Annotated in this window: 18 protein-coding genes; 7 read left to right on the plus strand and 11 right to left on the minus strand. The window is 60.7% G+C overall.

Annotation, left to right across the window (positions count from 1 at the left end; translation table 11 throughout):
- Nucleotides 1-49 precede the first annotated feature (49 nt).
- Both LG409_RS13090 and LG409_RS13095 read right to left on the minus strand, forming a co-directional pair.
- The gene (locus LG409_RS13090; protein ID WP_227406852.1) at nt 50-1,372 is read right to left on the minus strand and encodes an ABC transporter substrate-binding protein; all 1,323 of its coding nucleotides are present in this window, start codon (nt 1,370-1,372) and stop codon (nt 50-52) included.
- A 157-nt stretch (nt 1,373-1,529) separates the two neighbouring features.
- Entirely contained in the window at nt 1,530-2,489 is a 960-nt protein-coding gene (locus tag LG409_RS13095) for a sugar-binding transcriptional regulator (protein WP_144981712.1), read from the minus strand.
- A gap of 119 nt (nt 2,490-2,608) precedes the next feature.
- Here LG409_RS13095 and LG409_RS13100 point away from each other — a divergent pair, with 119 nt between their 5' ends.
- A complete protein-coding gene (locus LG409_RS13100) occupies nt 2,609-2,920 on the plus strand; it encodes a Nif3-like dinuclear metal center hexameric protein (RefSeq protein ID WP_016914566.1) in 312 nt (103 codons plus the stop codon).
- A 20-nt stretch (nt 2,921-2,940) separates the two neighbouring features.
- On the opposite strand, the gene LG409_RS13105 is transcribed toward LG409_RS13100, so the two are convergent.
- Complete coding sequence (locus tag LG409_RS13105; protein ID WP_227406853.1) at nt 2,941-3,498, minus strand: NUDIX hydrolase; 558 nt, start codon at nt 3,496-3,498, stop codon at nt 2,941-2,943.
- A 95-nt stretch (nt 3,499-3,593) separates the two neighbouring features.
- On the opposite strand from LG409_RS13105, the gene LG409_RS13110 reads away from it, so the two are divergent.
- From LG409_RS13110 to LG409_RS13125, 4 genes are read left to right on the plus strand one after another with little or no spacing between them, the layout of a single operon-like run.
- The gene (locus tag LG409_RS13110; RefSeq protein WP_039176471.1) at nt 3,594-4,265 is read left to right on the plus strand and encodes a CoA pyrophosphatase; all 672 of its coding nucleotides are present in this window, start codon (nt 3,594-3,596) and stop codon (nt 4,263-4,265) included.
- Entirely contained in the window at nt 4,262-4,930 is a 669-nt protein-coding gene (locus tag LG409_RS13115; RefSeq protein WP_227406854.1) for a 2OG-Fe(II) oxygenase, read from the plus strand. Before LG409_RS13110 ends, LG409_RS13115 begins: the two co-directional genes overlap by 4 nt.
- Nucleotides 4,931-4,934: 4 nt before the next feature.
- Complete coding sequence (locus LG409_RS13120; RefSeq protein ID WP_227406855.1) at nt 4,935-6,464, plus strand: PAS domain-containing sensor histidine kinase; 1,530 nt, start codon at nt 4,935-4,937, stop codon at nt 6,462-6,464.
- Complete coding sequence (locus tag LG409_RS13125; protein ID WP_144981724.1) at nt 6,464-7,090, plus strand: response regulator transcription factor; 627 nt, start codon at nt 6,464-6,466, stop codon at nt 7,088-7,090. The genes LG409_RS13120 and LG409_RS13125 overlap by 1 nt, the downstream gene beginning before the upstream one ends.
- A gap of 3 nt (nt 7,091-7,093) precedes the next feature.
- Here the strand turns inward: LG409_RS13125 and LG409_RS13130 are convergent, their stop codons facing one another.
- Entirely contained in the window at nt 7,094-8,056 is a 963-nt protein-coding gene (locus LG409_RS13130) for a L,D-transpeptidase family protein (RefSeq protein ID WP_039176480.1), read from the minus strand.
- A 445-nt stretch (nt 8,057-8,501) separates the two neighbouring features.
- On the opposite strand from LG409_RS13130, the gene LG409_RS13135 reads away from it, so the two are divergent.
- Nucleotides 8,502-8,909 (plus strand): PRC-barrel domain-containing protein, encoded by a 408-nt coding sequence (locus LG409_RS13135; protein ID WP_096922549.1) that lies wholly within the window; start codon nt 8,502-8,504, stop codon nt 8,907-8,909.
- A gap of 239 nt (nt 8,910-9,148) precedes the next feature.
- Here LG409_RS13135 and LG409_RS13140 read toward each other — a convergent pair whose 3' ends face one another.
- From LG409_RS13140 to LG409_RS13150, 3 genes are all read right to left on the minus strand, one after another.
- Nucleotides 9,149-9,571 carry an OsmC family protein gene (locus LG409_RS13140; protein WP_039176488.1) on the minus strand — a complete coding sequence of 141 codons (423 nt, stop codon included), beginning with the start codon at nt 9,569-9,571 and terminating at the stop codon, nt 9,149-9,151.
- Nucleotides 9,572-9,671: 100 nt separating this feature from the next.
- Nucleotides 9,672-10,502 (minus strand): flagellar motor protein MotB, encoded by an 831-nt coding sequence (locus LG409_RS13145; protein ID WP_227406856.1) that lies wholly within the window; start codon nt 10,500-10,502, stop codon nt 9,672-9,674.
- Nucleotides 10,503-10,506: 4 nt separating this feature from the next.
- Nucleotides 10,507-11,289 carry a MotA/TolQ/ExbB proton channel family protein gene (locus LG409_RS13150; RefSeq protein ID WP_039176490.1) on the minus strand — a complete coding sequence of 261 codons (783 nt, stop codon included), beginning with the start codon at nt 11,287-11,289 and terminating at the stop codon, nt 10,507-10,509.
- 204 nt (nt 11,290-11,493) lie between these two features.
- Between LG409_RS13150 and LG409_RS13155 the strand changes: the two genes are divergently transcribed.
- Nucleotides 11,494-12,399, plus strand: a complete 906-nt coding sequence (locus LG409_RS13155) for a DMT family transporter (protein ID WP_227406857.1) — start codon at nt 11,494-11,496, stop codon at nt 12,397-12,399.
- On the opposite strand, the gene LG409_RS13160 is transcribed toward LG409_RS13155, so the two are convergent.
- The 4 genes from LG409_RS13160 to LG409_RS13175 all read right to left on the minus strand — a co-directional run bounded on the left by LG409_RS13160 (nt 12,353) and on the right by LG409_RS13175 (nt 16,192).
- The gene (locus LG409_RS13160) at nt 12,353-13,201 is read right to left on the minus strand and encodes an MOSC domain-containing protein (RefSeq protein WP_039176494.1); all 849 of its coding nucleotides are present in this window, start codon (nt 13,199-13,201) and stop codon (nt 12,353-12,355) included. The two genes, LG409_RS13155 and LG409_RS13160, sit on opposite strands and share 47 nt — an antisense overlap.
- Before the next feature lie 93 nt (nt 13,202-13,294).
- Nucleotides 13,295-14,290: a gluconate operon transcriptional repressor GntR gene (gntR, locus tag LG409_RS13165; protein WP_016914579.1), complete on the minus strand. Its 996-nt coding sequence runs from the start codon at nt 14,288-14,290 to the stop codon at nt 13,295-13,297.
- Between the two features lie 78 nt (nt 14,291-14,368).
- Entirely contained in the window at nt 14,369-14,899 is a 531-nt protein-coding gene (locus tag LG409_RS13170) for a gluconokinase (RefSeq protein WP_227406858.1), read from the minus strand.
- 12 nt (nt 14,900-14,911) lie between these two features.
- Nucleotides 14,912-16,192, minus strand: coding sequence for a TRAP transporter large permease (locus LG409_RS13175; protein WP_039176503.1), 1,281 nt, complete (start codon nt 16,190-16,192; stop codon nt 14,912-14,914).
- Nucleotides 16,193-16,195 lie beyond the last annotated feature (3 nt).

A 16,195-nucleotide genomic window follows, 5' to 3' on the forward strand; every position in this document is an offset into this window, starting at 1 on the left:
CCTGGGCAGCGCCTCCCCCTGGCGGGGAAAGCGCTGCCACCTTCAGGGCTCAGCGTTGGATATAGCCCGCGCGCTGCATGGTGCGCTCGGTGGCCCGCTGGGCGTTATCGAGGGCTTGCGCCACGGGGGTGTCGCCGGTCAGAGCGGCCGCAATGGTCTGGCCCACTTGAGTGCCAATCGACTGGAACTCGGGAATGCCGACGAACTGGACGCCGATATAGGGGTTGGGCTCCAGGCTGGAGTCGGTGGGGTCGGCGTCCTTGATGGCATTCACCACGAAGTCGGCAAAGGGAGCCGCCTCGATGTACTGCGCATTGGCGTAGGTGGACTCACGGGTACCCGGGGGCACGTTGGTCCAGCCGTTGGTTTCACCCACCAGCGCTATGTACTCTTGCGACGTGGCCCAGGTGATGAACGACTGCGCCGCCTCCTTGTGCTCGGAAGAGGCAGGAATAGCCAGTGCCCAGGACCACAGCCAATGCGAGCCTTTGGGCGTTTCGGCAATGGGCGCAGGGGCAAAACCCAGCACGTCGGCGACGTCTGATTCATTCGCGTCATAGAGCTTGCCAGCAGCCGAGGTGGCATCGACCCACATGGCACAGTTGCCCCGGGAGAAGAGCGCCAGATTTTCGTTGAAGCCGTTGGAGCTGGCGCCAGGCGGCCCGTAATTACCCAGCAGATCGACGTAAAACTCGATGGCATTGTTCCAGGCTTCGGAATTGATTTCAGGGTTCCACTGCTCATCAAACCAGCGGCCACCGAAGGTGTTCACCAGCGTCGAGACGAAGGCCATGTTTTCACCCCAGCCCGGCTTGCCACGCAGGCAGATGCCCGCCAACCCCGGCTCGCTGCCGTGCAGTTGCTCGGCCCAGTCGTGCACCTGCTCCCAGGTGGGCTGCTCGGACATCTCGATACCGGCCTGTTCGAACAGGTCGGTGCGGTAGTACATCATCGAGCTTTCGGCATAGAACGGCAGCGCATGCAGCGTGCCCTCCAGGCTCAGGCCATCGCGCACCGATGCCAGCAAATCGTCTTCGTGGTAGTCGTCGGGCAGGTCCACCAGGGGTTCGAGCCAGCCCCGCTCTGCCCAGATCGGCACTTCATAGGTGCCAATGGTCATCACGTCGAACTGCCCGCCACCAGTGGCAATATCCGTCGTCATGCGCTGGCGCAGCACGTTCTCCTCCAGCACCACCCAGTCCAGAGAGATATCCGGATGCGCCTCCTCGAAGGCACTGGTCAGGCTCTGCATGATGACCATGTCGTTATTGTTCACCGTCGCCACGGTGAGCGTTGTCTGAGCATGGGCGTGCCCTGCTACCGCGATGGCGGCTGCTAGGGTCGTGATGGGCAAGTGTCGCGCAAGACGCATGAGGTTCTCCTTGTGGCAGGTATTGGCATTATTGTTACCTTGATCATATTGATCATCGACCGAACAAATGATCGTACGCAGGCCAAAAAAAAGCAAAGCCTGACCTCTTAGACTTTACGCTAATTCATTCAATGGCTTGCATGTTGCACCTGCACACTCAGCCAGCATCGGATGCCGCAAGGATGTGCCTGGCGGCACGCTCATCCGTGATCAGCCCCTTCAGCCAGCCGCCCCGCAGCGCCGCCAGAATGGCAGGCGCCTTGTCCTGTCCACCGGCAATGCCCACCATCAGGTGCTTGCCGAACCGTTCCAGAGGCAGGCTGGTCACCCGCCGTGTGATGGAGCAGTCGATCACCTGCCCGTCGCGGTCCAGGGGCCAGCCCAGCAGCTCACCCACGGCTTCACGTCCCAGCAGCTCGTCCAGCTCGCTCTCGCTGATGAAGTGGTCCTGGAACAGGGTAGCTTGCCGGTCGATGCGCCCGATTCCGATGAAGGCCGCTTCCGACTCCCGGGCCACGTCGGCAATGGCCCTGAACAGCCGCTGGGACAGCATGGCCTCTTTCTCGGCCAACGACTCCGCCACGACCGGGGCGGGCAGTAGAAAACGCTCGCCGCCGGTTTTGTCCGCCAGCACCATGACCGCATCATAGCGGTTTGCCGAGCCATCACGCGCGACGTTGCCCACCAGCGAGACGAAACGGTGCTGAGGACGCTCCACACGACTCAGCGCCTCCACCGCCGCCCGCACCGAACGGCCCGTGCCCAACGAGAGTGTCAGCGGTTCGCTGCGCTCGACCAACCGCGCGATGCGCTCAGCGCCTGCCACGGCCAGGTAATAGGCAGCCCCTTCCGGCGCCTGCGCATCGGCCGGCACGACATCACAGTAGGTCAGGCCAAACCGTGATCGCAACGCACTGCCCAAGGCCATACAGGTCGAAATGGGGTGATCGATATGCACTTTCACCAGCCCTTCCTGGCGAGCCAACGCCAACAAGCGCTGCACGCCTGGCCTGGAGACTCCCAACTGGATGGCAATGTCGTCCTGGGTCATGCCGCCGACGTAAGACATCCAGGCCGCCCTGGCGGCCTGGTCGAGCTTCACCTCGAATTTATCCATGGAATGCTCGCCACCTCATGCTCAAAAACGCCATCATACAAAGCTCAAGACAAGACCAGTAGTGTCCTATCCGCTAACATGGGCACCTTGTCAGGCTCCCCGAATAGAGGCTTATTGTCATGTATAAACTCGCTTTTTTTGTTCCTGTCGACCATGTCGAGAGCGTCAAGCGCGCCGTGTTCGACGCGGGCGCGGGGCGTATCGGTGATTATGAGCACGTCTGTTTCCAGACCCGCGGCACCGGCCAGTTTCGGCCGATGGAGGGCGCCGAACCGCATATCGGTCAGGTAGGCACCCTGGAGCGGGTGGAAGAGTTCAAGGTGGAGCTGGTCTGTGACGACGCGCACATCCAGGCGGCCATTGCCGCCCTCAAGCTGGCCCACCCCTACGAGGAAGTGGCCTACGACGTGTGGCAGCTGGCCAACCTGTAGGCGCCGCCTCCGCTGCCCCATCAGGCACTGCCGAAGTAGCGTTCGCGGTCTTCGGGTGTGATCTTGCTGATGTGCAGCGGAAATTCCGCCTGCTGGCGATCTTCGAAGTAGTGCCGCAGGGTCCGCTCGATGGTGGGGAAGGCCAGCGCGTCCCAGGGGATTTCGTGCTCTTCGAAAAGCGCCACCTCCAGGCTTTCTGATCCGGCACTGAAGCCACCCACCAGGTCGGCACGAAAAATCATGTAGACTTGATTGATGTGGGGCAGGTCGATCAAGGTGTACAGGTCTCCCAGCGCGACTTCGGCGAAGGCCTCTTCCCAGGTCTCCCGGGATGCGGCCTGCTGCGTGGTTTCGGCGTTTTCCATATAGCCTGCCGGCAGCGTCCAGTACCCTTTGCGCGGCGCAATGGCGCGTTTGCACAGCAAGACCTTCGAGCCGCTCACCGGCAGCGTACCCGCCACAATGCGCGGATTCTGGTAGTGAATGGTACCGCAGGCATCGCACAGGTAGCGGGGGCGGTCATCTCCTTCAGGCACCGCAAAGCGGACTTTTTCACCACACTGACTACAAAAGTTCATCGCGTTTTCTCTATGGCTGGAAGGGCGAGCTATCAACGCGCTTGACGCTGATCGTCATGGCTGGGTAAAAGAGAACAAAGTCACGGGAATCCCCTATGTTAGAGAAACTGCGCAAACAGCTGCAACTGCATACGCCTCAACGGCTGGACCACGTTACTCTGCCAGAGGCCGCCGTCTTGATGCCCATCGTCGAGCGGCCGTCGCCGACGCTGCTGTTTACCCGCCGCGCGGGCCACTTGAATACCCACAGCGGCCAGGTCGCTTTCCCCGGCGGCAAGCGCGAAGCCACCGATGCAGACCTCTACGCCACCGCACTGCGGGAGGCTCAGGAAGAGATTGCGCTAGCACCGCAGGCAGTGCAACCGCTGGGGCGCCTGTCCGATGTGATTTCGCTGCACGGGATACGGGTCACCCCCTGGGTAGGCCTGATCCCCCCCGACCTGCCATTGGTAGCAGACCCGGCGGAGCTGGATGCCATTTTCGAAGTGCCGCTCAGCCATTTTCTGGAGGACCAGCGCACCCATACCGATGTCATCACCGTGGATGGCGTCGCTCACTACGTGCCCAGCTACCGAGTAGACAGCCACGTGATCTGGGGGCTCTCGGCCATGATGCTGGTGGAGCTGCTGGCCGAGGGGTTCGGCATGGACATCGACCTTTACCGCCGCCCGGCCGGCGCCTTGCGCCACTACCCCGAAAGGCGCTCTCCTCAGCGCCCAGCCGCCATCAATCGCAACGACAAGCCAGTCACGAGACACACCAAATGATCGCTTCCATGGACACCCGCCCCCATGCCCTTGCCCCAGAGGCCCACGTGGCCCTGGTCGACGCCCTGGTAGAACAGGGCTGGTACGTGGGCCAGGGGGTCATCGACCCGGCCCTGTGCCAGGCGCTGCAAGGCGAGCTGCTGCATCTGGCGGCCCACGATGCGCTCGATGAAGCAGGCATTGGGCGCGGTCAGCAGCACCTGCTGCGCAAGGATATTCGCGGCGACGCCATCCACTGGCTGGACCGTGAAAGCGAAGCCCAGCGGCACTATCTCGATGCCATGGCCGAGCTGCAGCGCTCGTTGAATCAGGCGCTGTTTCTTGGCCTGTTCGAGTACGAGGCGCATTTTGCCCACTACCCTGCCGGGGCTTTTTACCAACGCCATCTGGACAGCTTTCGCGGGCGGGCCAATCGTGTCATCTCGACCGTCGGCTACCTCACCCCCGACTGGCCCGCCGATGGCGGAGGCGAAATGGTCATCTACGACCCCGATGACCCCAGCCGGGAAGTGGCCCGGGTCGTGCCCGAAGCGGGAACGTTCGCCTGCTTTTTATCGGAAACCATTCCCCACGAAGTGCTGCCCACGCGCCTGCCGCGCACCAGCATTGCTGGCTGGTTCCGCCGCAATGCCTCGCTGGGTGGCGTGCTGGACCCCGCGCGATAACGCCATGACCACGCCGCTGGAAGCCCGCCTGCAAGCAGAAATCGCCTCGTTGCAGGCGCGCAATGCCGCCCTGGAAGAGGAGAAGCGCCACTACCAGTGGCTGGCAGAAAGCACCACCGACCTGATCTCTCGGCATGCCCGAGACGGTACGTTTCTGTATGCCTCTCAAGCCGCCCGCGACCTGCTGGGGTACGCGCCCGAGGAGTTGATTGGCGTCTCGGCTTATCAGCTCTTTCATCCCGCCGACCTGAGCGCGCTGCTCAACAAGTCGCCACGGGTTTATTACCATGATGGGTTCTACCAGCAGACCTATCGCTTTCGCGCCAAGGCGGGCCATTACGTGTGGTTTGAAACCACCAGCCGGACCCGTCGAGACGCCAACACGGGCGAGCTGCTGGACATTCTCTGCGTCTCCCGGGATGTGGGGCGTCGCATCGAAGCCGAAGCCACCCGGGAGCGCCTGGCAAAGGTGGTCGAGTCCACCACCGACTACGTGCTGTTTCTGGGGCCTGACCAGCGGGTATTCAGCGCCAACGAAGCCGCTCGGCGCTGCCTGGCGCTACCCACCGAGGCCCTGCAAGTCCCCTTGGACACCGTGTACTCCTGCGAGTCGCTGCGGCTGCTCCGGCAGGTGGTTTTTCCTGCCGTCGAGCGTTACGGTTCCTGGAGTGGCGAGCTGGAGATACGTGCGCCAGATGCCCTGCTGCCCGTGCTCAGCGTCGTGTTGGCCCACCGGGCTCAGGGCGCCGAACCCGGCCACTTCGCGCTCATCAACCGCGATATCAGCGCGCGCAAGCAGGCCGAAGCCCAGGCGCGCCGCCATCAGGAGCAAATTGCCCATGCCAACCGGCTGGCGGCCGCGGGTGAGCTGGCGTCCAACATTGCCCACGAGTTGAACCAGCCGCTGGGCGCCATCGCCAACTACGCCAGCGGCGCGCTGATGCAGTGCCAACAGCAACCTGCCCCCTCTGCCGAAGCGCTGCGCCTGCCGCTGGAACGTATCAACCAGCAGGTCGAACGCCTGGCGCAACGTTTGCGACATCTGCGCAGCTTCGTACGCAAACGCAGCCATCGTGTGTATCCGGTCGCGCTGGCTCCGGTGATCGAGGCGGCCTGCCAGCTCTGCGAGTGGCAGTATCAGCAGGCTGCCATTCCTTTGCAGCACCAGCTACCCGACGAACTCCCCAGGGTCTACGGCGACCCCATCGCGCTGGAGCAGGTGCTGGTCAACCTGCTGCTGAATGCACTGACCGCCAGCCGCGACATGCCCGACCGCCCTGGCGTGGTGATCACCGCGCGACCCAGCGGGCATCGGCAGCTGACCCTGAGCGTTGAAGACCAAGGGCCAGGCGTGCCCGACACCCAGCGCCCGCATATCTTCGATGCCTTTTACACCACTCGGGACGATGGGCTAGGCATGGGCCTGGCCATCAGCCGAACCCTGCTGGAAAGCATGGGCGGCGCCCTGACGCTTCGCGACTGCCCCCAAGGGGCCTGTTTTGAGGTACTGCTACGTACGGAGACAGACACTTGATGGAACCGCCCCTTTCCACCATTGCCGTGGTCGATGACGACACCGCCCTGCGCGAATCCCTGGTGTGGCTGCTGTCGTCGGTCGGCCTGACTGCCCAGCCCTTTGCCAGTGGAGACGCGTTTCTGGCGGCCCAGCGCGATCACATAGCCGTCCTGCTACTGGATGTGCGTATGCCCGGCCTCAGCGGCCTCCAGGTACAGCAGGCGCTGTTGGATCAACAGGACACCCTGCCGATCATCATGATGACCGGCCACGGCGATGTTCCCATGGCGGTGGCCGCCCTGAAAGCCGGGGCGTTCGAGTTCATCGAGAAGCCCTTCAACCACCAGCAGATCATCGAAATCGTGCAGCGAGCCCTGGAACACGCTCGCCAACGGCATCAGGCCCAGGCGCAAGTGGCTAGCCTGAAGGCGCGCTACAGGTCGCTCAAGCCGAAAGAGCAGCAGATCATGGCCCACGTGGCACATGGGTTGACCAACCGGGAAATTGCCGAGCAAATGGAGGTGAGCCCTAAAACCGTGGAAGTCTATCGGCTGAGGGCCATGAAAACGATGCAGGCGGGCAATGTGGCAGACTGGGTGCGTCAGGCGGTAGCGCTGGGCCTGGTGGCTGCGCTACCGCCCTGAGCATTAGCTGAGAGGTACGATTTGACCGTTGGCTTCTTCGAGCACGCGGCTGACCTGCTCGTAGTTGGCACTGCCTTGGCCGTTATGCTCTTCGATCAGGCCAATCACGTTCAGCAGAGTGTCCATGCCGAACGCCTGCTCGTCGGTGGAAGCAAACGCCTGAATATAAGCATTGCCCTGCTCGCCCCAGCCCAGCTTGATAGGGGCATCGATGATATTGACCTGGGTACCGACGGGCACACGCCAGAAGATCGACTCGATGTCGTCCCCGTGCATCCTGATGCAACCTCGGCTGGCCCGCATGCCGATGCCGTCCGGCTGGTTGGTTCCGTGAATCAGATAGCCCGGTATATCGAGCAGGATGGCAAACTGCCCCAACGGGTTATCCGGGCCGGGGGGCACGACGGCAGGAGGTGGGTCGCCCCGTTCGGCCGCCTCGCGACGGATGGATGCAGGCGGGTACCAGGCCGGGTTTTCGAGTCGCATGGTGGTCTTGGTGATGCCCAGAGGCGTGTTGTAGGCATCACGCCCAATGCCGATGGGGTAGGTCTCGACCACGGCTGGCTCGCCGGACGCCACCTCGGGGTAGTAGTAGAGGCGTAGTTCGGCGACGTTGATCACGATACCGGTACGCGGCGCGTCAGGCAGGATGAACTGGCCGGGGATGGTCACCTCGGTACCTTCGCCGGGCACCCAGATGCTGACATCCGGGTTGGCCATGCGGATCTCCTCGTAGCCCACGTTGTGAGCCCGGGCGATATCCAGCAGCGTATCTTCATTACTGGCCGTGACCGTGTAGTTCTCGCCGACCATGTTACCTGTTTCGGGCAACAGAAAGTGCCCCTTGGGAAGTTCGCTGGCACTGGCCAACGCACTGGTCATCAACAGCCAGGCACTGACCGCCAGGCTGCCTAGACAAGAGCGTTTGAGTCGCCGGTCGGCAGGGTGATGCGTCGTCGTCGTCATGGGTTCTCCTTTTTTACGGTTAATATGCCGACTGGCTACCGATGGGTCAATCCGACAGACTGTCGCATGGGCAGGGGCTCTCGACCCGCCCATGCCTCTTTTTTAAAGTCGACTCATGACAAAAAGATGGCCATTCATCTTGCAAAACATTATAGAGCGTCTACCTTGATAAGTGTCTTGACGCAGTGACGCGCAAGATGAAACATCGCTTTTTCCTTAACATCAACGTTTATTAAAACATCGTCTACATTCGTTTTGATCTAACGTTAACCACATGGGAAATCGCATCAGGAGTAACGTTGATGGTGTGCGTTATCGGAATAGCGCAAAGCAGTCACAGGCTGCTTTTATCAAGCCATGTTGCTTGATGGACCATGAGCGTTAATTTGTTTAGACACCGGTGCAACCACACAGTGTCCTAATGCAAGCGCAAGGAGCAATAGCCATGAAAATGATCAAACCTGCTTTCCTCGGTACGTTGATGGTGCCTGCTTTCATGTTTGCCGCTGGCTCGGTCAGCGCTCAGGAAACCATGGGAGCCGAAGCCACCTACCTGACCACGGCACCTGAAAACACGTTTCACGCTGATTCGCTGACCGGCAACAACGTGAAAAGCACCGTGGAAGATGATGAGGATATCGGCACCATCTCTGACCTGATCATCGATGAAGATGGTCAAATCCAGGCCGTTGTCGTTGGTGTAGGCGGATTCCTGGGCATGGGTGAGAAAGATGTTGCCATCGAGTGGGACTCTCTTGAGCTCACCAAAGACGATGATGGCGACGACTACGTCATTCGCGTCAATGCATCACAAGATGCACTGGAAGCTGCCGAAGAGTATGAGCGTAACTAAACGCTGATCTTCGCAAGCAATAGAAAAGGCCTTGGCTACTGCCAAGGCCTTTTTAGTATGAAAGCATCAATATCAATATCACGACACTTTATCGACATCACGCAACTTTCAAGGCAACGAACAACACTTTCCAGCAGGGCGCCAACCCACGACTTTCCATTACCGCTTTATATAAAAACCACATCATCAAAAGCAAAAAAGAAGTACTTGGCGCCCACTACATAACGTAAGTTATCAAATCAGCCTTTCAACTTGGCCGTCATGGTAATATCAGCATTCAATACCTTTGAAACAGGGCAGTTAGCTTTCGCTGTTTCTGCTGCTTCTTTAAAAGCCGCTTCGTCCGCTCCGCTTACCTGGGCTTCTACTTCGAGATGTATTTTCGAAATATCGAAACCGCTTGAGCCCTGTGACAGCGTTACGCGTGCTTGTGTATCGATGGACTCGGCCGTGTAGCCCTTTTCGCCAAGAATCATGGAGAGCGCCATGGAGAAGCATCCGGCATGGGCAGCACCGATCAGCTCTTCTGGATTGGTGCCCGGCGCACCTTCAAAGCGCTGTTTGAACGAGTAGTTGGCGTCCAGCGCTCCACTCTCGGTGGATACATGGCCTTGGCCGTCTTTCAGGCCACCTTCCCAACGTGCGCTTGCTTTACTATCCATTCTGTTCTCCTTTCCCAGGGTAGTTCGCTAATGGCGAACTGAGCGCAAGATAGCGCTCAGCCTTTTCAGGGTAGCTGATTTCTCCGGGGCTTGCCGAATGTCACGGCGTGATATCACCCGAGGACTCGCTGGTCATCGCCGCCAACTCGACAGGCGCACTGGCATCGATGAGCAGTTCCACACGCCGGTTGGCAGCCCGACCATCTACCGTCGTATTACTGGCTACCGGTCGTGTTTCGGCAAACCCCTGGATGATCAGACGCTCAGGCGCCATATTGCCGTCTTCGATCAATACATTGGCCACGGAGGCAGCACGCATGGCGGAAATATCCCAGTTGCTGCGAAACTGCGCCGTGCGGATAGGCACGTTATCGGTGTGCCCATGAACCGATAGCGTACCGGTCAACCCGCTGATGAGGCTGGCGAGCTCCACCAGGAGGGAAGCAAATGCGGGCGTCACGTTGGCCGTCCCCGAGCCAAAGGTGCCATTTTCGGCGATTCTGACGATGACTCGCGCCTCCTCCACTTCAATCTCCACGACCCCTTCGGGTAGCGCAGTCGCCAGCAGCGCCTCGATGCTGTTGGCGACTTGCAGGCTACGCTGTCGCTGCTGATTTTCCAGCACGGTGCGCATGGTTTCCAACTGGGGCTGCTGCTGTTGGGTGCGCTGGCGCACCTCTTCTATCAAGGTGCGGTCAGGTGTTGCCGGGGAGAAGTGCTGCATGACCGCACTGGTGCCCATGGGCACCTGCATCGCCTCGATATCCCGCTGCACCCCAAACGCCTGTGACAGCGACTCGGCCACGCGCCGAAACTTTTGCGCATCGATTTCAGCAAAGGAGAGCAGCAGCACGAAAAAGCACAACAGTAGCGACATCAAGTCCGCATAGGTCACCATCCAGGCGGGTATGTTGCTCTTTTTTTTAGCCACCGGCCTATCCCCGCTCGCCGGCTGTCTTGCGTTCGTCGGACTCTACACGATGCTCGGGCGGCAAATAGAGGGCCAGCATCTGCTCCAGCACGCGAGGGTTCTTGTCGCCCTTGATGGCCAGCAGCGCGTCGATCCATAGCTCCTGCATCTTGGCTTCCTGATTCATGCGTACCCACAGCTTGTCAGCGATAGGGTTGGCAAACATGGTGGCGATCATCGCGCCATACATGGTGGTCAGTAGCGCCACGGCCATGGCAGGCCCGATCAGTGACGGGTCGCCCATGTTGGAAAGCATCTGCACCAGCCCTACCAGGGTACCAATCATGCCCATGGCCGGAGACACCTCCCCCAGCGCTGAAAACACCTGGCCTCCGGCCTCGTTGCGCTCCAGTGTCAGCAGGCGCTCTTTTTCCATCATCTCCTTGATCATATCGGCGCTGAAGCCATCCGCCAGCATCTGCAAACCCTGTTTGAGAAAAGGCGAGCTGACTTCACGGCTTTCCAGCGCAATCATGCCCTCGCGGCGTGACACTTTGGCCAACTCCACGAGTTCGTCGATGCTGTCCTGAATGTTGGGGAGCTGAAACTTGAACGCCCGAGCCGCCGCCTTGAGCGCGAACTTGAACTGGGTAATGCTGAACTTGGCCAGCACCACGAACAGACTTCCCCCCACGACCAGCAGTAGCCCAGTAGGGTTCATGAATACCTCGGGCGAGGTACCCAGCATCACAGAAGCCCCTACCAGTACAGCAGCACCCACAAGACCAATCAGCGTCGCGAGATCCACGGTGTATCCTCAGTGTGTCAATATTAGCCACCAGTATTGGCTGAGACAGTAGAGTCCAAACTTCCAAGCGTCAACGCCAAAACCATGACGCCGCTGGTATTGACAAACCAGATTGCTAACCCCTAAGGCGTATTCGCATTTACTCATGTTATGGTTATGCTGAGCGGTTGCTCTCCACGCTGGTGCTCATTTCAAGGAACTGCCATGTCAACAGCCGACGCGCTGCGCTTAATAATGCTCTCTTCGTTATGGGGGCTTTCATTTATTTTCATGCGCGTGGCGGCACCGGAGTTCGGCTCCGTCCCCTTGGTGTGGATACGCATGACCATTGGTGCCCTGCTGCTCGTGCCGCTGCTGCTGAGCCTGCACTACGCCCGGCTGATCTGGCAGCATAAAGGGCCGCTACTTCTGCTGGGCGTGGTCAGCCATGTGCTGCCCTTTTCCCTGCTGGCACTGGCAACCACGCGCCTGGAAGCAGGGTTCACCTCGCTGCTCAACGCCACCACGCCTATTTTTACCGCGCTGCTGGGGGCGGCTTTTTTTGCCACGCCCGTGAAGCGCCAGCAATACCTGGGGCTGACGTTGGCGCTGGTGGGAGTTTATGTGCTGTCGGCACATCGTCTGGACTTCAGTTTGGGGGGAGATGGCTGGTTCATCGTGGCCGTGCTGGGTGCCACCTTCTGCTATGGGGTCGCGGGCAATTATTCGAAAACCCGGCTGGGCCATTTGCCCACGCGGGTACTGGCCGCGGGCAGCAGCGCCATGTCGGCGCTCGTGCTGCTGATCCCCGGACTGCTGCTATGGCCCAGCGAGCCCATCAGCACGCTGGCCTGGGGTAACGCCTTGGCCCTGGCGGTGCTGAGCACCGCCGTGGCCTTTCTACTTTATTTCGGACTGCTAGCCAGCGCCGGGGCCACCGCCACGTCCACGGTCACCTTTCTGGTGCCGGTGAGCGCGCTGCTGTGGGGCTATCTGCTGCTGGAAGAAACGCTCTCGCTGCAGGTAGTGCTCGGCATGGTAATTACGTTGATGGGCACCGCCGTGGCCACGGGGCTGCTGCGCTTCAAACCTCGCGTGGTAATGCCTCTACGGCGTCCCCCACACGAATAGTGGCGCCCTGCCCCTTGGTCAGCGTGGCATTCTGGCCAAAAAAAGCGCCTTTCAGATGCGGCTGGGTATTGAGTGACAGCAGCGTCTTGAGTGGCTCGCCTTGGGCAGGGACCGCACCGGTCTGCTGATCCACAGTGGTGATCTTGCAGCGCTGGCAAGGCTTGCGCAGGGTGAGTTCGATACCACCAGTGGGTACTCGCAACCCGGCCCAGCGGTCTTCCGCCCAAGCGGTGGCACACTCCACCACGATGTTGGGCCGAAACCGGTTCATGGGGATGGGAGACTGCCCAGCAGCCACCAGCGCCTGATTGAGCGCATCCAGCGAGCCGGTGGTGGTAACCAGGAAAGGGTAGCCGTCCGAGAAGAAAGTATCCGCGCTGTCGCCCGCCAGGAAGTCCGCTTCCACGGGCCGTGGAAAGTCGCTGGCAAAGCGCACCAGACTCAAGCCCCGGGCCGCATCCCCCAAGGCAGCCTCCAGCCATCGAGAGACTTCCTCGCCTTCCGGGTGCGCCTTGCAGTGATCGTTCCAGACGGTCACTTGACGCAGATCACCTTGCGGCTCATCCAGTGAAATGGCGATAGGCGCCATCGAGGGGTGCGATAGCACCAGCGAGCGCTCATCGAGAGCCACGCCTATGGTGGCCAGGGCGGGCAGCTGACGCTGGGTGACGAAACGCTGCTGCGCATCGACCAGCATCCAGCGCCGATCCCAGGCCAACCCGTGGGTGTAGAGCTCGCTCTGTTGCAGGTCGATCCCCTTGAGCGACTTGACCGGATAGACCGTCAGTTGAGTGATGTTCACGGCAGCCTCATTTGAAGAATAAAAAAACAGCGGTGACTAGACACAGACCACCTCATACAGACTACCTCACACAGATTAGCTCACACAGACTAGCTATAGCGTATCGCCTGCTTCGATACGGTAGCCCAGGTCAATGACGGGCTGGTCCACTCCTTCGCCACGGATACGTGCCAGCAAGGCCTGAGCCGCCCTTTCGCCGATGGCTTCGCGGGGAGTCACGACGCTGGCCAGACGCGGCGTCATGGCCTGCCCCACATCATGACCGTGAAAACCGGCAATGGCCATCTGTTGGGGGACGGCAACTCCTTGGCGCAGGCACTCGAAGTACGCCCCCACCGCCACGTCATCATTGGTGCAGAACACCCCATCCGCCTGAGGGTAATCCTGCTGAATCTGCTGCATCAATGCAGCGCCCACGGTGTAAGAGGAGCGCTGGCTACGCTGCAAGGTGACGGGTGATAGCCCATGCGCCTGCATGGCCTGTCGATAGCCTTGCTCACGCTGGCGCGTCCGCTCATCGAGACGCACGGCCAGATAGAGAATGTGGCGGCGGCCACGCCTGATCATCTCGCTGACCATTTCGTAGGCGGCACTCACGTTGTCGTACCCGACGGCCTGCTGAAGCGGGGGGCGATGGGTATCCATGATCTCCACGATAGGAATACCCGCGGTTTCCAGCATGCGCAAGCTGCGCGGCGTATGGTCTCGATCCGAGAGAATCACGCCATCGACATTATAAGAGAGCAGCGAGGCCAGGCTACGCTCTTCGAGCTCGGGGCTGTAGCCGTAGTGGGAAAGCATCAGATGATAGCCCGCAGGCTCGGTATACGCTTCGATGCCCACGATCACATCGGCAAATACCTGATTGGTCAAGGAAGGAACCAGCACGCCAATGGAGTGGCTCGTGGCCCGCGACAGCAGATCCGGCGCCCGGTTGGGAATGTAGCCAATCTGTTCCGCGGCACTGAAGATACGCTCGCGCAGCCCTTCCGAGACCGCTTCCGGGTCGCGCAGGCAGCGGCTCACGGTCATTTTGGTGGCGCCAACGCGGTCGGCGATGTCTTGCAAGGTGGGGCGTTTTTTCTTCAATGGCGTCACTGCCTGATATCGTGGATGGGCACGGGTCTTACCATAACGAATCCTGCGACCCGTCGCCTATCCCTTCCTTTAGCTTGACGAGCGCTGCGGCTGCGAGGATAGCGTGGCACAAAAGCGCTCGACAATCACGCGAGGCGGCAGCTCAATCGACATCGTGACGGCCTCATCGGCCAGCGGCGGCTCCAGGTCCGCCAGCTGGCTGGCCAGCATGTCATCCCCCTTGAAGAAGTGGCCGGCACGAGTGGCCAGCCGCTCGCGCAGCACATCGGGCGTACCCTTCAGGTAGAGGATACGCAGGTCACCATCGCCCTGCCGCAAGCGGTCGCGATAACGCCGTTTGAGCCCGGAACAGGCAACCACTACCGAGGCATCCCGGGTGCGATAGCTTTGCAGCAGGGCCGATAGCGTTGCCAGCCACGCCTGACGGTCGTCGTCGTTGAGCGGCGTACCGCTGGCCATCTTGGCCACGTTCGCGGCACTGTGATGGTCATCTCCATCGATGAACGTGGCCCCCAGCGAAGACGCCAACTGCTGGCCAATATGAGTCTTGCCCGAGCCCGAAACCCCCATGACAAGAATACGCTGTGAAGTGCTCGTCACACTGCTCTCCTGTCAGTTGCCGCGCACGGCGGTCAAGTTGGGTAACCATGTCACGATCCCGGGGAAGGCAATCAACAACACCAGCACCACCAGCAGCGCCGCGTAATACGGCAACATGGCCTTGACCAGCGATTCCATCGACACCTTGCCAACGCCACACCCCACGTACAGGCAGGTGCCTACCGGCGGTGTCAGCAACCCGATACCCAGAACGAAGGCCATCAGAACGCCAAAGTAAGCCGCGTCCACCCCCACCGAGGTCACGATGGGCGCCAGCATCGGTGCCATGATCACCATGGCGGGCGTGAGATCCATGACGAACCCGACCAGCAACAGCAGCGCCGCCACGATCAGCAGCAGCAGGAAAGGCTCCTGGGTAATCGCCTGAACCTGACGCACCAGCGTCTGAGGCACCATGTTAATGGTCAGGAACCACGCAATCACGGTGGCAAACGCCAGCAACATCATGACCATGCCGGTCAATCGGGCAGTGCGAATCAGCATGCCGCCAAGCGCTGCCAGCTTGAACTCCCGATAGACCAGCAGGGAGATGGCCAGCGAATAGAGCAGCGCCGCCACGGCCGCTTCCGTGGCCGTAAAGACGCCGCCAATGATGCCGCCAATCACGATCACCGGCAGCACCAGTGCCAGCCAGGCCGCCTTGAACGCCTGCCACAGCACGTCCCAGCGGAACTGCCGCACGCCACCGCCCTGCCGAGAGGCCAGCAGGAACGTCGTCACCATCAGCGCACCGCCAATCAGCAGCCCCGGGACGATACCGGAAATGAACAGGCGACTGATCGAGGTTTCCGTGACGATACCGTAGAGAATCAAAGGGATGGAGGGCGGGATGATGATCCCGATCACCGACGAGACCGTATTGATCGCCGTGGCATCCGCTGCGCTGTAGCCCTGCTGCTTCATGGAAGGAATCATCATGGAGCCGGTCGCCGCCGTGTCCGCCACCGCCGAGCCACTGATTCCGCCGAAGAACATCGAGCCGGTGATGGCCACCTGGCCCAGCCCACCACGCATGAAGCCGACGAGCGCCCCTGCCAGCTCCATCAGGCGCCGCGCGATGCCTCCCTGGCTCATCACTTCGCCCACCAGAATGAAGAACGGAATGGCCAGCAGGGGAAAGCTGTTCACGCCCCGGATGGACTGCTCGATCATGATCGACAGCGGAATGTCCGACAGTATGGCCATGACCAGTGCCGCCACTCCCAGCCCAAAGGCAATAGGCAGGCCCATCACGATGGATGCGAACAGGATCGCCAGAAAAATCCATAACATAGT

Origin of the sequence: Halomonas sp. NyZ770, assembly GCF_020616575.1 — a bacterium.
Taxonomy (GTDB): Bacteria; Pseudomonadota; Gammaproteobacteria; order Pseudomonadales; family Halomonadaceae; genus Vreelandella; species Vreelandella hamiltonii.

What these genes read in the sequence shown, in the direction of transcription:
- LG409_RS13090 (WP_227406852.1), bottom strand. Translation starts at nt 1,372, where the DNA reads ATGCGTCTTGCGCGACACTTGCCCATCACGACCCTAGCAGCCGCCATC.
- LG409_RS13095 (WP_144981712.1), bottom strand. Translation starts at nt 2,489, where the DNA reads ATGGATAAATTCGAGGTGAAGCTCGACCAGGCCGCCAGGGCGGCCTGG.
- LG409_RS13100 (WP_016914566.1), top strand. Translation starts at nt 2,609, where the DNA reads ATGTATAAACTCGCTTTTTTTGTTCCTGTCGACCATGTCGAGAGCGTC.
- LG409_RS13105 (WP_227406853.1), bottom strand. Translation starts at nt 3,498, where the DNA reads ATGAACTTTTGTAGTCAGTGTGGTGAAAAAGTCCGCTTTGCGGTGCCT.
- LG409_RS13110 (WP_039176471.1), top strand. Translation starts at nt 3,594, where the DNA reads ATGTTAGAGAAACTGCGCAAACAGCTGCAACTGCATACGCCTCAACGG.
- LG409_RS13115 (WP_227406854.1), top strand. Translation starts at nt 4,262, where the DNA reads ATGATCGCTTCCATGGACACCCGCCCCCATGCCCTTGCCCCAGAGGCC.
- LG409_RS13120 (WP_227406855.1), top strand. Translation starts at nt 4,935, where the DNA reads ATGACCACGCCGCTGGAAGCCCGCCTGCAAGCAGAAATCGCCTCGTTG.
- LG409_RS13125 (WP_144981724.1), top strand. Translation starts at nt 6,464, where the DNA reads ATGGAACCGCCCCTTTCCACCATTGCCGTGGTCGATGACGACACCGCC.
- LG409_RS13130 (WP_039176480.1), bottom strand. Translation starts at nt 8,056, where the DNA reads ATGACGACGACGACGCATCACCCTGCCGACCGGCGACTCAAACGCTCT.
- LG409_RS13135 (WP_096922549.1), top strand. Translation starts at nt 8,502, where the DNA reads ATGAAAATGATCAAACCTGCTTTCCTCGGTACGTTGATGGTGCCTGCT.
- LG409_RS13140 (WP_039176488.1), bottom strand. Translation starts at nt 9,571, where the DNA reads ATGGATAGTAAAGCAAGCGCACGTTGGGAAGGTGGCCTGAAAGACGGC.
- LG409_RS13155 (WP_227406857.1), top strand. Translation starts at nt 11,494, where the DNA reads ATGTCAACAGCCGACGCGCTGCGCTTAATAATGCTCTCTTCGTTATGG.
- LG409_RS13175 (WP_039176503.1), bottom strand. Translation starts at nt 16,192, where the DNA reads ATGTTATGGATTTTTCTGGCGATCCTGTTCGCATCCATCGTGATGGGC.